A 13981-nucleotide genomic window follows, 5' to 3' on the forward strand; every position below is an offset into this window, starting at 1 on the left:
CGGCGCTCGGTTATGCTCTCCACCAAGCCTTCCCTCGGATCCACCGATGAGCGACACCCCCCGCATCGCTTTCCTCGCCAGCACCACCGAACCTGCGCAGATGGCCCGCGCAGCGATGGTCTCGCGCTATGGCGACCACGCGCCGGATCAGGCCGAGGTGCTGTGCCCGCTCGGTGGCGATGGCTTCATGCTGCAGACCCTGCATCGTCACGGACACCTGGGCAAGCCGGTATTCGGAATGAAGCTGGGGACGGTGGGTTTCCTGATGAACCAGTATCGCGGCGACGACGACGTGCATGCGCGTATCGCCCGCGCCGAGCCGGCCCACCTGCGTCCGCTGGAAATGATGGCGCTGACCGAATCGGGCACGACCACCGGATCGCTGGCCTACAACGATGTCTCGCTGTTGCGCCAGACCCGGCAGGCGGCGCATATCGGCATCGATCTCAATGGCCAGGAACGGGTGGGCGAGCTGATCGGCGATGGTGTGCTGGTGGCCACGCCGGCCGGAAGCACCGCCTACAACTACTCCGCGCATGGGCCGGTGCTGCCACTGGGCTCGCACACCATCGCCCTGACGCCACTGGCCCCGTATCGCCCGCGACGCTGGCGCGGCGCCATCCTCAAGGCTGATACCGAAGTGCGCTTCCGCGTGCTTGATCCCTACAAGCGTCCGGTCAGCGTCACCGCCGATTCGCACGAGACCCGCGATGTGGTCGAAGTGACGATCCGCGAATCGCGCGAGCACCGGGTGACCCTGCTGTTCGACCCGGAGCACAACCTGGAAGACCGGATCCTGAGCGAACAGTTCGTTTTTTGACGACAATAGGCGGCCGGCACTGCCGACCGCTTGAAGGACCCCACCGATGGGCGACAACTCCCCCCGCTTGCTGACCGTCGCGGTGACCTCGCGTGCGCTGTTCGACCTGGAAGAAAGCCATGCGCTGTTCGAGAGCGATGGCGTGGCCGCCTATGCCGAGTACCAGCGCCAGCACGAGGACGACATCCTCGGGCCGGGCGTGGCCTTCCCGGTGGTGCGCAAGCTGCTGGCGCTGAACCAGGGCGCCAGCCCCGAGAATCCGCGCGTGGAAGTGATCCTGCTGTCGCGCAACTCGGCCGATACCGGCCTGCGCATCTTCAATTCCATCCAGCACTACGGGCTGGGCATCATCCGCGCGACCTTCACCGCCGGTGAGCCGACATGGCCGTACGTGAAGCCGTTCGGCACCGACCTGTTCCTGTCAGCCAACCCGGAATCGGTGCGCAGCGCGCTGCGCCATGGCATCGCTGCGGCGACCATCCTGCCCAAGCCGCCGGGCGAGACCGCTGCCGCTGCCGCCGACCAGATCGACATCACCCGCCCGGCCGGGCAGCTGCGCATCGCCTTCGACGGTGATGCGGTGATCTTCGGTGATGAAAGCGAGCGCATTTCGCGCGAGCAGGGCGTGGAGGCGTTTGGTCGCCATGAGCGCGAGCGCGCCCGTGAACCGCTCAGTGGCGGTCCGTTCCGCGGTTTCCTCTCTGCGCTGCATACCTTGCAGGAAGTATTCCCGGCCGGCGACAGCGCGCCCATCCGCACGGCGCTGGTGACCGCGCGTTCGGCACCGGCACACGAGCGGGTAATCCGCACCCTGCGCGAATGGGGTGTGCGCCTGGACGAGGCACTTTTCCTCGGCGGTCGGCACAAGGGCCCGTTCCTGCAGGCGTTCGGTGCCGATATCTTCTTCGATGATTCGCAGCACAACATCGACAGTGCGCGTGAACACGTGGCCGCCGGGCACGTCCCGCACGGCGTCGCCAACGAGGGGTGAACCCATGGCCGGTGGGTGCCAACCGTTGGTTGGCACTGCCATGCAGCCGCGCCCACCAAGGTGGGCAGCTACCGGCTATGGCGTTCCTGACATCCCCAGCTGCAGGTCCACCACCTTCCAGCGCAGGCCCTGCGGTTCCAGCACCACTTTCAATGGCGGCTGGCCAGGGCCGCGATCGACATCGACCACGAAGCGATCCAGGGCTTCAAAGTGGTGTTCGGCATTCTTCAGTGGTCGCGCCGGTTCGGTCGTGCCGAAGGCATCGCCCCCCTGCAGTTCATTGCGGCCACGCTTCCACAGCACATGGCCCTGCAGCATCGCACCGATGCCGGTGGGGGTGACCATCGTGTCCACCGCAGCGCCGCCCAGCTGGTCACCCAGCCCGTACAGCAGGGCGCCGAAGGGGCTGGCCGCTACTTCAGGGCCGGCCTGGCGCACCAGGTAATCATTGAGCTGGGCGCGCAGGCTGGTACGCACGCGCGGGAAATCCACGTAGCGTTCCAGGCGCGCGGTGTCCCGTTGTTCGATGGCCTTGGACAGGCCATGCACGGTCAGGTAGGGGCCGCCGAACCACCAGCCGGCCATCACCACGATCAGCAGAGCAAGGATGCCAATGAGCTTCTTCATGGTGCACAGCCTGCCGCAAGTGGGGTGGTCGGTGGTGAACGATGGGTGATGCCGATGAGGGCCGAGCGCCGGTCAGAACTCCAGATCCAGCGCAGCGCACAGGTAGTCGACGAACGGGCCCAGCGCCGCCAGGTCCTTGCCGAGCGTGGACAGCAGGCGCGGGCCGGTCATCGTGGCATCGTCCAGCGAACGCCACATCACCCAGTTGCGGTGCTTGAGGTCATCGATGAATTCGAAGTCGGCCGGGAAGCCGCGCGGCGGTCTTACCAGCTTCTCGGTTTCCTCAAAGTCGAAGCGCTTGCGCAGCGCCGGCGCATGCGCGGCTGCCTTCCAGCTGCCCGGGTTGTCTAGGATGAAGTGGCGGACGCGGCGCTGGGTTTCCGGTTCGGGATGCCACAGTCCCGCACCGACGAAGCTCTCGCCCGGTTGCAGGTGCACGTAGAACGAGGGTGCGGCCACTTCACGCCGGCGCTCATGGAACAGGCGCGCACCCTGCCAGGTTTTATAAGGCGACTTGTCGTTGGAGAAACGCGCGTCACGGTGGATGCGGAACAACGAACCGCCTACGCCACGGGTGTCTGCACGGAAGTGGTCGCTCACTTCGGTCAGTGCCGGCTGCAGGTCGCCCAGCAGGCGCAGGAACGGCTGCCGCACGTGGTCTTCGTACTGCTGGCGATGGTCGTTGAACCAGGTCTTGTCGTTGTGCAGCGCCAGGCTGCGCAGGAACTTGAAACTGGCATCAGAGAAATAGGTGCTCACAGATCCTCCTGCAGGTGCTGGCCCCAGTCACGCAGCGATTGAAGCAACGCAGCGCGGCGGGCATCGTCGGGTGCATCGGCTGCCAGCGCATCCAGCTGCTGCTGGTACTGGTCCAGGTTGAGTTCGCCCATGCCTTCCTCGCCGAACAGGCGCTGGCGGCGGTAGGCCTTCCAACGCTCGCGTTCGTCCGGTGAGAGGCTTCCGGGATGATTGCGGGCGCGATAGCGGAACAGCAGCTCGGGCAGGCGCGGGTCACGGAAGCGGCCTTCCAGCGCTGCCAGCTGCTCCGGTTGGGTGGTGCGCGCGAGTGCCAGCAGCGGCTTGTCGCCGGCGCCGAGGAAGCCGTCGTACAGCGAAGCATCCACATCGGACACGCTCGCCGTGCGCGGCTGGTTGTAGACCTGGCGTGCCTTCTCGGCCAACTGCGGTGCGAACGCGCGCAGTCGTTCCACCTTGGCTTCGATCGCGGCAACGTCCAACCCGAGTCGTGCGTGATCATCGGCGCGCAGGTGGTTCCAGGCCACCAGCGCCGGCACTTTGTTCAGGTGCACTTCCTTCAACGGCACCCGGGCGACGCCTTCAGGCAGTTCGCTGGCGCGCAGGTACAGGCGCTGGGCGATCACCTCGGCGGGCAGTTCCAGCAGGTCATCGATGTCGCCATCGAGGTCGAACACGATCACCCGGTTGTTGATGGTCGGGTGTACCGCCAGCGGCAGCACCGGTGCCGCGCACAGGCGGCTGGCCGGGTAACGCATCGAGATATGCAGCACCGGCTTCAGTGCGGGGATGTCGAGCAGGCTGCCGACGAAACGCTTGTCGCGCAGCTTCAGCGCGTAGTCCCACAGGCGCGGCTGCGACTGCTTGAACAGGCGGGCCATGCCGATCGTCGCGCGCACGTCCGACAATGCTTCGTGGGCATCGCCCTCGCGTACGCCGTTGGCCTCGGCCAGGTGCTCAAGCTTGAACGACGTGGCGCCGTCCTCGCGCTTGGGCCAGTGGATGCCCTCCGGTCGGATGGCATGCATCAGCCGCAGCATGTCCAGCAGGTCCCAGCGCGAGTTGCCATTGCGCCACTCGCGTTCGTACGGGTCGTGGAAGTTGCGGAACAGGCCGTAGCGGATGAATTCGTCGTCGAAGCGCAGGGTGTTGTAACCCAGCGCGCAGGTGCCGGGACGCGACAGCTGCTCGTTGATGCGATCGAACGCTTCGGCTTCGCTGATGCCTTCGGCCAGCGCCTGCTGCGGGGTGATGCCGGTGACCATCGTGGCCATCGGCGAGGGCAGCAGATCGTCGGCCGGGCGAACAAAGAAGCTGACCGGCGTGTCGATCTCGTTGAGGTCGCTGTCGGTACGGATCGCCGCGTACTGCGCAATGCGGGTACGGCGCGGATCCTGGCCGAAGGTTTCCAGATCGTAGAACAGGAAGGTGTCGGCCATCAGTGCGCGCCCTCCAGCACCGGCAACCGCGCATGGATCTGCGCTTCCAGTGCGGCCCAGTCGATGTTGTCCAGGGTGTGGTGGCCAGCGGTGGCGGCGATCAGCATTCCGCGCTGGATGTCGGTGCGGCGCAGCGCCTCGGCATAGGGCGTGTGCAGGAACGTGACCATCGTGTAGTGCGGTACGAAGCGCGTCGGCCAGCGCCGCTGCAGTTCCTGTTCCAGCTCACGCTGCAGCAGGAAGGCCGGATCGGCTACCCGGTCGCGCATCTCCAGATAGTTCTCCAGCGCCATCTGCTGGATCGCACGCGCATTCGGTTTGCGCTCGGCTTCGAACCCGGCGAAGGCACTCTGCAGGTCGTCCGCGTCCATCAGATGACGGGCCAATGCCACGCAGTCCTCGAACGCACAGTTCATGCCCTGGCCGTGGAACGGCACCATCGCGTGCGCGGCATCGCCAATAAGCACGGCGCGGTCCTGCTGGTGCCAACGTTCCAGGGTGAGCGTGCCGAGCAGGCCGGGCGGATGCTGCTCCCAGTCCGCACGCAGGTTGGGAATCAGCGGCAGGGTATCGGCGAACTCACGCGCGAACAGTGCTTCAGCCTGGACGCCGCTGTTGACCGTAGCAAAGCTCGGATCGCCCTGGTTGGGCAGGAACAGGGTCACGGTGAACGTGCCCTCGTGGTTGGGCAGGGCGATGCACATGTAGTGGCCGCGCGGCCAGATGTGCAGGGCATTGCGCTCGATGCGGAAGCCGCCATCGTCGGTCGGCGGGATCTCCAGTTCCTTGTAGGAATGGTCGAGGAAGGCAATGTCCTCGCCCAGCGGCTCGCGCCGGTTCATCGCCGCACGCAGTGCCGAGCCTGCGCCGTCGGCACCCACCAGCGTATCGAAGCGGATATCGTGCGGACTGTCGTCACGATCATCGATGAAGCGCGCGTAGCCGGCATCGAAATCGACCGTGTGCAGGCGGCGGTGGAAATGCACAGTGGCACCAGCCTGCTCGGCCAGCTCCAGCAGCGTGGTGTTCAGGTCGCTGCGATGGATCGACCAGATCACTTCGCTGTCGTCGCGACCGTAACGCTGCAGCTGTGGCTCGCCCTCGCGCGGGTGCACCATGCGTCCGCGCATCATCACCGCGCGCGCCATCACTTCCTCTTCCACACCGGCCTGGCGCAATGCATTGCGTCCGCGCTCGGCCAGGGCCAGGTTGATCGAGCGGCCGCTTTCATAGTCGGCAATGCGCGGATCGCCACGGCGTTCGTACAGGGTGATGCGCCAGCCCTGCCGTGACAGCAGGATGGCCAGCAGGGAGCCGGCCAGGCCAGCGCCGACAATGCTCAGCGAGCGGGATGCATGTGCGATCAACGAACTGTCCAGCAGTAAGGGGAGGGCGGCTTACAGGCCGGCCCAGGCTTCCACTTCCTCGACGAAGTGGTGCACGTCGAGGTAGCGGTTGTAGAGCGGAGTGGGCGAGATGCGGATCACGTCCGGCTCGCGCCAGTCACCCAGCACGCCGATGGCGCGTAGATGTTCGAACAGGGCGCGCCCTCGCTCGCGGCCGCCGATCACGCGCAGCGACAGCTGGCAGCCGCGCCGCTCTGGCTCGGCCGGGGTGACGATCTCCAGCACCTGCGGCAAGCGCGAACGTACCAGCGCGTCGAGCATGCCGGTCAGTGCCAGCGACTTGCTACGCAGCGATTCCATGCCAGCGCGTTCAAACAGGTCCAGTGACGCACGCAGCGGCGCCAGGCCGAGGATCGGTGGGTTGCTCAGCTGCCAGCCCTCGGCGCCGACCGCGGGCTGGAACTGCGGGGCCATCTGGAAGCGGGTGGCTTCTTCATGGCCCCACCAGCCGGCAAAGCGTGGCAGCGTGGTGTCGCGATGATGGCGCTCGTGCACGAAGGCACCGGCCACGGCGCCCGGGCCGCTGTTGAGGTATTTGTAGTGGCACCACACGGCGAAGTCCGGGGCGACGTCATGCAGGTGCAGCGGCAGGTTGCCGACCGAGTGCGCCAGGTCGAAGCCGATGCGCGCACCCTGCAGGCGTGCCGCGCGGGTGATCGCATCCAGGTCGAAGGCCTGGCCGCTGCGGTACTGCACGCCAGGCCACAGCACCAGCGCCAGCCGCGGACCGTGCGCGGCGATCGCGCGTTCGATGGCGGCCATCGAGATCGTGCCGTTGGCTTCATCCGGCTGCACTTCCACCAGGCAGTCGGCCGGGTCGAAACCGTGGAAGCGGATCTGTGCTTCCACTGCATGGCGGTCGGTGGGGAATGCACCGGCTTCCATCAGGATCACCGGGCGCTCGGCTGTTGGCCGGTAGAAACTGACCATCATCAGGTGCAGGTTCACGCTCAACGTGTTCATCGCCACCACTTCGCTGGGCAGTGCACCGACCACGCGCGCCAGCTGCGCGCTGACCAGTCGGTGATACGACAGCCATTGGGTCGGCCCGGTGAAGTGCCCTTCCACCGCCAGTTCACCCCACTGCTTCATCACTTCCTGCACTGCCGCTTGCGCACCGCGCGGTTGCAGGCCCAGTGAGTTGCCGACGAAGTAGGTCTGTTCACCGCCGCCATGGCGCGGAATCAGGAATTCCTGCCGCAGCGGCCGCAGCGGATCGGCGGCATCAAGGGCAATGGCGTGGGTGCGGCTGAGCAGGTCGGACATGGTCGGGCAACAGGCTGCAACGGGGTTGCCAGTGTAGCGCCTGGGGCCAGCGTGATGCCGCGCGGCGCGCTCGCCGGGCATGGCCCGGCGCTACCTGGGAATCACGCACACCGGTAGCGTCGGGCCATGCCCGGCGGACGCATCAGGCGTCGCGATGCCCGGCGAACGTTCAGCCCGCCGCCGGTGCCGGCAACGGATCCACATGGCCGCATTCACTGCAGGTACGCAGTTCCAGGCTGGCCTGGTAGCGCGCAAACACCTTCGGCAGGTCGGTCTCGATGTTCTGCAGCGTGAAGTACTCTTCGTACAGCTTGTGGTTGCAGCGTTCGCAATGCCAGATCACGCCATCGCGCTCATGCGGCAGGCGCTTGCGCTCCACCACCAGGCCGACGCCGCCGGGTGGGCGCCGCGGTGAGTGCGGCACCTTGCCCGGCAGCAGGAAGATCTCGCCGGCGCGGATCGGAATATCGCGCACCGCGCCGTCCTCCTGCACCTTCAGTACCATCTCGCCTTCCAGCTGATAAAACCACTCCGGGCCCTCGTCGTAGTGGAAATCGGTGCGGCTGTTCGGGCCGCCGACCACCATCACGATGAAATCACCGTTGTCGATCATCTTGTTGCCCACCGGCGGTTTCAGCAGGTGGCGGTGTTCTTCGATCCAGGCATGCAGGTTGATCGGCGATGCGAGCATGGTTGTCTTCCGTAGGGAATCAGTCGCGCTTGCCTTTGCGCGGGACGTAGGACAGGGCCTTCTCATAGGCCGGCTGCAGCTCTTCCTGCGAACCCACGTCGATGCCCATTTCGCGAACGCGGCCGTCCTTCAGGCTGTACACCCAGCCATGCACCATCAGTTTCTGGCCGCGGGCCCAGGCATCCTGCACGATGGTCGAGCGGCACAGGTTGGCGACCTGTTCGATCACGTTCAGTTCGCACAGGCGCGCGTGCTTGAGTTCGTCGGTCTCGATGGCATCGAGAATGGCTGTGTGCTTCTGCATCACGTCGCCGACGTGGCGCAGCCAGTTGTCGGCCAGGCCGACGCGGGTGTTGTGCAGGCAGGCATGCACGCCGCCGCAACCGTAGTGGCCGACGATCAGGATGTGCTTCACCTTCAGCTGGTCCACCGCGTACTGCACTACGCTCAGGCAGTTCAGATCGGTGTGGGCGACCACGTTGGCGACATTGCGGTGCACGAACACCTCACCCGGGGCCATGCCGATGATCTGGTTGGCCGGAACGCGCGAGTCGGAACAGCCGATCCACAGGTATTCCGGATGCTGCTGCTTGGCCAGCTGATGGAAGAAGTCCGGGTCTTCCTTCTCGATCCGGTCCGCCCAGTCGCGGTTGTTCTGCAGCAGCTTGTGGATGTCTTTCATGTTCGGGGTCCCTGACGTCGGGTGGGGGCAAGGCGCGGCCGATCTGGTCGCGTCGTCGCGGGAAACAGCGCGCTCAGCTGCCTGCGGCGGCTTCGTCGCGATACCGGCGCATCCACTGCGCCAGTTCGGTTGAATGGGCATTGTCCAGGCTTTCCAGCTCGGTAATCACCGCCTGCTGGTTGGCCTCGGGGTGGTTCTGGCTCAGCTTCAACTTCAGCTGCACCTGTTCGACGGTGAAGCGGAAGCCGACGATGCCGCGCAGCTGGCGACGGTGATCATCACGTTCGGGCTCGAACCGCCACGCCTGGCCGACGCTGGCTTCGAAACGGTCGCCGGTATCGCTGACCAGCTGGGCCAGGGCATCGGTATCGTCGAAGGTCTGCAGCTGGCCGTGCAGCTCGGCGGCGGCGTAGTTCCAGGTAGGCACCCGCGCCGCTGGCTCCTTGTCCGGGTACCAGCTGGCCGAGACATAGCCATGCGGCCCGTCCACCAGCACCTTGGCCGCACCGCTGTGGCGTGCCTGCGGGTTGGCGCGGGCCCAATGGCCGCGCAGCTCGACGTGGTCGCCGTCGCGCTGGTACAGCACGGGCAGCCGGGTCAGTTCCGGCAGGCCATCGCCACCGGCGGTAAGCACGGTGACGAATGGATCACGCGCCAGCAGGCGATCCAGCCACAGCAGGTCGGTCTCGGCAAAGGCGCGTGGGGTGAACATTGGCTGGCCTCAGGCGCGGCTGCCGAGCGACTGCACCATGCGCCCGCGCAGGCCTTCGTCGCTGCCCGCCTGCGGTGGCTGCACTTCATGCAGCGAGAAGCCGCGTACCAGCGCATCTTCTTCGTCCAGGCCGTCGTACTCGACGAACTCGGCATCGAACAGCTGCGAGCGGGCGGTGTCCTCGCTGTCGTAGCTCAGCGTATTGCCGTCGCTGTCGAGCACCTCGGCGGTGCCGGCCTCGCGGATGCGCAGGCGCGCCCAGATCAGGGTGTTGCCGAGGCTGGCCAGCCACCAGCTGTCGCGGACGTGGGAAAGGTCGTTCATGTGTGTCTTACCAGAGCGAGGCCAGCCAGAGCAGGGCAGCCATGCCCAGTCCGGCCAGCAGGGTCAGCAGCGATACCCAGGCGGGCGTCGCCAACCCGGACAGCGACCGGTCCGGCTGGGTGCGGTATTCGCGCCGCAGCAGCCAGCCCAGCGCATCGGGCTTGAGGAAGGCGCCACTGCCGAAGCGCTGCGCCAGCGCCGGATGGCGATCGCGCACATGCACCAGGGTCAGCGGCCAGAAGATCACGAAGGCACTGAACCCGGCCACTGCAACGCCGACGAAACACAGGGCGAAGAACAGGGTCATGGGGGCAGTACCTCCGTGGTCGTGGGTGTGGGCTTAGAAGTCCGCGCTGCCCGGGGCGCGCGGGTAGGGGATCGCATCGCGGATGTTGGACAGGCCGCAGACGTAGACCACCAGGCGCTCGAAGCCCAGGCCGAAGCCGGCGTGCGGCACCGAACCGTAACGGCGGAAATCGCGATACCAACTGTAATGCTCGCGATCCAGGCCGAACTGCGCCATGCGCGCGTCCAGTACATCCAGACGCTCTTCGCGCTGGCTACCGCCGATGATCTCGCCGATGCCCGGGGCCAGCACGTCCATCGCAGCGACGGTCCTGCCGTCATCGTTCAGGCGCATGTAGAAGGCCTTGATGTGCTCGGGGTAGTTGGTCACCACCACCGGGCGGCCGACATGTTCCTCGGTCAGCCAGCGCTCGTGCTCGGTCTGCAGATCCAGGCCCCATTCGACCGGGAAGTCGAACTTCTTGCCGGACTTCTGCAGCAGGCTGACCGCATCGGTGTAGTCGATGCGCTCGAACGGCGCGTTGATGAAGTCTTCCAGCTTGGTGATCGCGTTCTTGTCCACGCGCTCGGCGATGAAGGCCAGGTCGTCACCGCGCTCGTTGAGCACCGCACGGAACAGGTACTTCAGGAATTCTTCGGCCAGGCGCGCGTCTTCAGCCAGGTCGGCGAAGGCGATTTCCGGCTCGATCATCCAGAACTCCGCCAGGTGGCGGGTGGTGTGGCTGTTCTCGGCGCGGAAGGTCGGGCCGAAGGTGTAGACCTTGCTCAGCGCCAGGCAGTAGGCCTCGACGTTCAACTGGCCGGACACGGTCAGGAAGGTTTCCTTGCCGAAGAAGTCGCGGCTGAAATCGATCGCGCCCTTCTCGTCGCGCGGCAGGTTCACCATGTCCAGGGTGGACACGCGGAACATCTGGCCGGCGCCTTCAGCGTCGGATGTGGTGATGATCGGGGTGCTGATCCAGTTGAAGCCGTTCTCGTGGAAGAAACGGTGCACGGCCTGGGCCAGGCAGTTGCGGATGCGGGTAACCGCGCCGAACAGGTTGGTGCGCGGGCGCAGGTGCGCCACTTCACGCAGGAACTCCGGCGACATCGGTTTGGGCTGGATCGGGTAGGTGAGCGGGTCTTCGACCCAGCCGACCACCTCCAGCGCGCTGGCCTGGATCTCGAACGACTGGCCCTTGCCCTGCGACTTCACCAGGGTGCCGGTGGCGATGACCGAGCAGCCGCTGGTCAGGCGCTTGATCTCGTCGAAATTGCCCAGGGTGTCGTTGGCCACGACCTGGATCGGCGCGAAGCAGGAACCGTCGCTCACATTGACGAAGGCCAGATTCGCTGAACCGCGCACCGTGCGCACCCATCCGCGTACCGTGACTTCGCCACCTTCCGGGATCTTCCCGGCAAGCGCATGTTCAACGCTGACCACCGTCATGACTTGAATCCTCTGCTGATCGACTCGATCTGTGAACACGGGAGTTTACCGGTTGCAGCGTTCTGCTTGCGAGGCATTTCTGCGCCGCTCGGATCCTTATAATGTCCCCGTATCCTTGGAGTGAGCCTCATGGCCGTCAGCCTGACCCCCATCGCCTTCGAGCGCGTGCAGCGCTTTGTTGCCCAGACCCCCGGCGCGCTGGGCCTGCGTTTTGGCGTGACCAAGACCGGTTGCTCGGGCTGGGGCCACATCACCGACCTGGCCCGCGACGAGCGCGCGGACGACACCGTGTTCGAACAGGACGGGGTGAAGATCTACGTCGACGCCAAGAGCCTGGCCCTGGTGGACGGCACCGTGATCGACTTCGGCAAGCAGGGCCTGAGCGAGACCTTCACGTTCAGCAACCCCAATGCCACCGCCGAGTGCGGCTGCGGCGAGAGCTTCACCACCGACGCCGACAAGGCCTGACGCGCGGTTTTGGCGCCCGCCGGGCATGGCCCGGCGCTACCGCCTGGCAGGTGCCGACCTTGGTCGGCACGAAAGGACCCACGGATGGAACGCCCGGTTTTCACCTATCACCCCAACGCCTACGCACTGTCCTTCGAGGACATCGGCGGGGTCTGCGACTGCTGTGGCGAGCCGCGGACACTGCGCTACCGGGGACCGTTCTACACCTGCTTGGCCCCGGATTACCTGTGCCCATGGTGCATTGCCGATGGCAGGGCCGCAGCCAGTTACGACGGCGAGTTCACTGGATGGAGTGATATCGAGGGGGTGTCGCCGGACCCGGCCGACCCGCCGCCGAGCATTGCCCGCCCGCTGCTGCTGGAAATCTGCGAGCGCACGCCGGGCTATGCCTGCTGGCAGCAGTCGGTCTGGCTCACCCACTGCGAACGGCCCTGCGCCTTCCTCGGCTATGCCGGCAACGAGGACCTCCAGCCCATCCTCCACGAGGTCCGGCCGGACGTGGCCGAGGCCAACCCGCGCGACGCCGACTGGGTGCTGGAACATCTGAGCCGCGATGGCCCGATGGTCGGGTGCCTGTTCCAGTGCCTGGAATGCGGCCAGCATCGCCTTCATGTCGATCTGGAGTAGCCCAGGGCGGTTTCAGGGTTCGCCGCCGCCCGGTTCAGGTTGCTTGGCCCCCGCCGGTTGCCCATCCGCCCCCATCTGCGCCATAATGCGCGGCTTCCTGCCTCCCTGGCAGGATCCCTTGCCCCACCGCGGTATCAACGGCGGGGGGCTGTCCGGCCGCAAGGCCACATCCGAAAGGTAGAAGAAACATGAGTCGTCATTACGAAATCGTGTTCATGGTCCACCCGGACCAGAGCGAGCAGGTCCCGGCCATGATCGAGCGTTACAAGTCGCTGGTCGAGAACGGCAACGGCACCATCCACCGTCTGGAAGACTGGGGCCGCCGCCAGCTGGCGTACCCGATCCAGAACCTGGTGAAGGCGCACTACGTGCTGCTGAACATCGAAGTCGACCAGGCCGTGCTGACCGAACTGACCGAGAGCTTCCGCTTCAACGACGCCGTGCTGCGCAACCTGGTCATCAAGCGTGACGAGGCTGACACCGAGCAGTCGCTGATCATGAAGAGCAAGGACGAGAAGGGCGACAAGCCCGAGCGTGGTGAGCGTCGTCGTCGTGATGACGAAGAAGGCGAAACCACCCCCGCCGCTGACAACGATGCCGGCGACGACGCCGCTTCGGCCGCCTAAGGAGCACTGACATGTCCAAGTTCTTCCGTCGCCGCAAGTTCTGCAAGTTCACGGCCGAAGGTGTCAAGGAGATCGACTACAAGGATCTCAACACCCTGCGCCAGTACCTGACCGAGAACGGCAAGATCGTGCCGAGCCGCGTCACCGGTACCAAGTCGAAGTACCAGCGTCAGCTGGCGACCGCCGTCAAGCGCGCTCGCTTCCTGGCCCTGATTCCGTACACCGACAACCACGACGTCTGATGCCGGCGGGGCAGCTTCGCGCTGCCCCCGCTGTGCCAGCTATTCGGACAGCCTTTGTTGCGGGGCACGCGCCTCGCTAACGAATAACTTATCTGGAGCAATACCATGCAGCTGATCCTCCTGCAGAAAGTCACCAACCTCGGCAACCTGGGCGACCTGGTCGACGTGAAGCCGGGCTATGGCCGTAACTTCCTCGTGCCGCAGGGCAAGGCCGTTCCGGCCACCGAGAGCAACAAGGCCGAGTTCGAAGCCAAGCGCGCTGATTACGAAGCCAAGGCCCAGTCCATCCACGCCGAAGCCGAAGCCCGCAAGGCCAAGCTGGAAGGCGCGAGCGTGACCGTCGCCGCCAACGCTTCGACCGAAGGCAAGCTGTACGGCTCGGTCGGCGCCCGCGAAATCGCCGATGCCTTCACCGCTGCCGGCCTGCCGCTGAGCAAGAGCGAAGTCATCCTGGGCGAAGGCGCCTTCCGCAACATTGGTGAGTACGACGTCCTGGTGCACCTGCACGCTGACGTGGAAACCACCGTCAAGGTTGTGGTCGAAGCCGAAAAGGCCTGATCCCACGCCGC

18 protein-coding genes are annotated in these 13981 nt (G+C 65.9%); 7 read left to right on the forward strand and 11 right to left on the reverse strand.

Annotation, left to right across the window (positions count from 1 at the left end):
* Positions 1–46 precede the first annotated feature (46 nt).
* Together HUT07_RS06700 and HUT07_RS06705 are read left to right on the forward strand one after the other, a co-directional pair.
* Positions 47–820 (forward strand): NAD kinase, encoded by a 774-nt coding sequence (locus HUT07_RS06700; protein WP_176020268.1) that lies wholly within the window; start codon positions 47–49, stop codon positions 818–820.
* A 46-nt stretch (positions 821–866) separates the two neighbouring features.
* On the forward strand, positions 867–1811 hold the full coding sequence (locus HUT07_RS06705) for a 5'-nucleotidase (RefSeq protein WP_033831508.1): 945 nt from the start codon (positions 867–869) through the stop codon (positions 1809–1811).
* Between the two features lie 75 nt (positions 1812–1886).
* Here HUT07_RS06705 and HUT07_RS06710 read toward each other — a convergent pair whose 3' ends face one another.
* The 11 genes from HUT07_RS06710 to asnS all read right to left on the reverse strand — a co-directional run bounded on the left by HUT07_RS06710 (position 1887) and on the right by asnS (position 11449).
* On the reverse strand, positions 1887–2438 hold the full coding sequence (locus HUT07_RS06710; RefSeq protein ID WP_176020269.1) for a DUF2939 domain-containing protein: 552 nt from the start codon (positions 2436–2438) through the stop codon (positions 1887–1889).
* A gap of 72 nt (positions 2439–2510) precedes the next feature.
* Positions 2511–3197, reverse strand: a complete 687-nt coding sequence (locus HUT07_RS06715; protein ID WP_176020270.1) for a DUF2461 domain-containing protein — start codon at positions 3195–3197, stop codon at positions 2511–2513.
* Positions 3194–4633 carry an exodeoxyribonuclease I gene (gene sbcB / locus HUT07_RS06720; RefSeq protein ID WP_176020271.1) on the reverse strand — a complete coding sequence of 480 codons (1440 nt, stop codon included), beginning with the start codon at positions 4631–4633 and terminating at the stop codon, positions 3194–3196. Before sbcB ends, HUT07_RS06715 begins: the two co-directional genes overlap by 4 nt.
* Positions 4633–6000: an NAD(P)/FAD-dependent oxidoreductase gene (locus HUT07_RS06725; RefSeq protein WP_176020272.1), complete on the reverse strand. Its 1368-nt coding sequence runs from the start codon at positions 5998–6000 to the stop codon at positions 4633–4635. The genes sbcB and HUT07_RS06725 overlap by 1 nt, the downstream gene beginning before the upstream one ends.
* A 30-nt stretch (positions 6001–6030) precedes the next feature.
* A complete protein-coding gene (gene kynU, locus HUT07_RS06730; RefSeq protein ID WP_176020273.1) occupies positions 6031–7305 on the reverse strand; it encodes a kynureninase in 1275 nt (424 codons plus the stop codon).
* Positions 7306–7474: 169 nt separating this feature from the next.
* Positions 7475–7996, reverse strand: a complete 522-nt coding sequence (locus tag HUT07_RS06735; protein ID WP_176020274.1) for a 3-hydroxyanthranilate 3,4-dioxygenase — start codon at positions 7994–7996, stop codon at positions 7475–7477.
* Positions 7997–8015: 19 nt separating this feature from the next.
* The gene (gene can, locus HUT07_RS06740) at positions 8016–8678 is read right to left on the reverse strand and encodes a carbonate dehydratase (RefSeq protein ID WP_176020275.1); all 663 of its coding nucleotides are present in this window, start codon (positions 8676–8678) and stop codon (positions 8016–8018) included.
* Positions 8679–8751: 73 nt separating this feature from the next.
* A complete protein-coding gene (locus HUT07_RS06745; RefSeq protein ID WP_176020276.1) occupies positions 8752–9390 on the reverse strand; it encodes an FMN-binding negative transcriptional regulator in 639 nt (212 codons plus the stop codon).
* A 9-nt stretch (positions 9391–9399) separates the two neighbouring features.
* Positions 9400–9714, reverse strand: a complete 315-nt coding sequence (locus HUT07_RS06750) for a hypothetical protein (RefSeq protein ID WP_025876872.1) — start codon at positions 9712–9714, stop codon at positions 9400–9402.
* 7 nt (positions 9715–9721) lie between these two features.
* Complete coding sequence (locus HUT07_RS06755; protein ID WP_006376524.1) at positions 9722–10021, reverse strand: hypothetical protein; 300 nt, start codon at positions 10019–10021, stop codon at positions 9722–9724.
* A gap of 33 nt (positions 10022–10054) precedes the next feature.
* The gene (gene asnS / locus HUT07_RS06760; RefSeq protein WP_176020277.1) at positions 10055–11449 is read right to left on the reverse strand and encodes an asparagine--tRNA ligase; all 1395 of its coding nucleotides are present in this window, start codon (positions 11447–11449) and stop codon (positions 10055–10057) included.
* 129 nt (positions 11450–11578) lie between these two features.
* Between asnS and HUT07_RS06765 the strand changes: the two genes are divergently transcribed.
* From HUT07_RS06765 to rplI, 5 genes are all read left to right on the forward strand, one after another.
* Positions 11579–11917 (forward strand): iron-sulfur cluster assembly accessory protein, encoded by a 339-nt coding sequence (locus tag HUT07_RS06765; RefSeq protein ID WP_176020278.1) that lies wholly within the window; start codon positions 11579–11581, stop codon positions 11915–11917.
* 84 nt (positions 11918–12001) lie between these two features.
* The gene (locus tag HUT07_RS06770) at positions 12002–12544 is read left to right on the forward strand and encodes a CbrC family protein (RefSeq protein WP_176020279.1); all 543 of its coding nucleotides are present in this window, start codon (positions 12002–12004) and stop codon (positions 12542–12544) included.
* A 188-nt stretch (positions 12545–12732) separates the two neighbouring features.
* A complete protein-coding gene (gene rpsF, locus HUT07_RS06775) occupies positions 12733–13170 on the forward strand; it encodes a 30S ribosomal protein S6 (RefSeq protein ID WP_025876882.1) in 438 nt (145 codons plus the stop codon).
* 11 nt (positions 13171–13181) lie between these two features.
* On the forward strand, positions 13182–13412 hold the full coding sequence (rpsR, locus tag HUT07_RS06780) for a 30S ribosomal protein S18 (RefSeq protein ID WP_002804494.1): 231 nt from the start codon (positions 13182–13184) through the stop codon (positions 13410–13412).
* A gap of 105 nt (positions 13413–13517) precedes the next feature.
* Positions 13518–13970: a 50S ribosomal protein L9 gene (gene rplI, locus HUT07_RS06785; RefSeq protein ID WP_176020280.1), complete on the forward strand. Its 453-nt coding sequence runs from the start codon at positions 13518–13520 to the stop codon at positions 13968–13970.
* Positions 13971–13981 lie beyond the last annotated feature (11 nt).

The sequence above is a fragment of the Stenotrophomonas sp. NA06056 genome (assembly GCF_013364355.1).
Lineage (GTDB): Bacteria > Pseudomonadota > Gammaproteobacteria > Xanthomonadales > Xanthomonadaceae > Stenotrophomonas.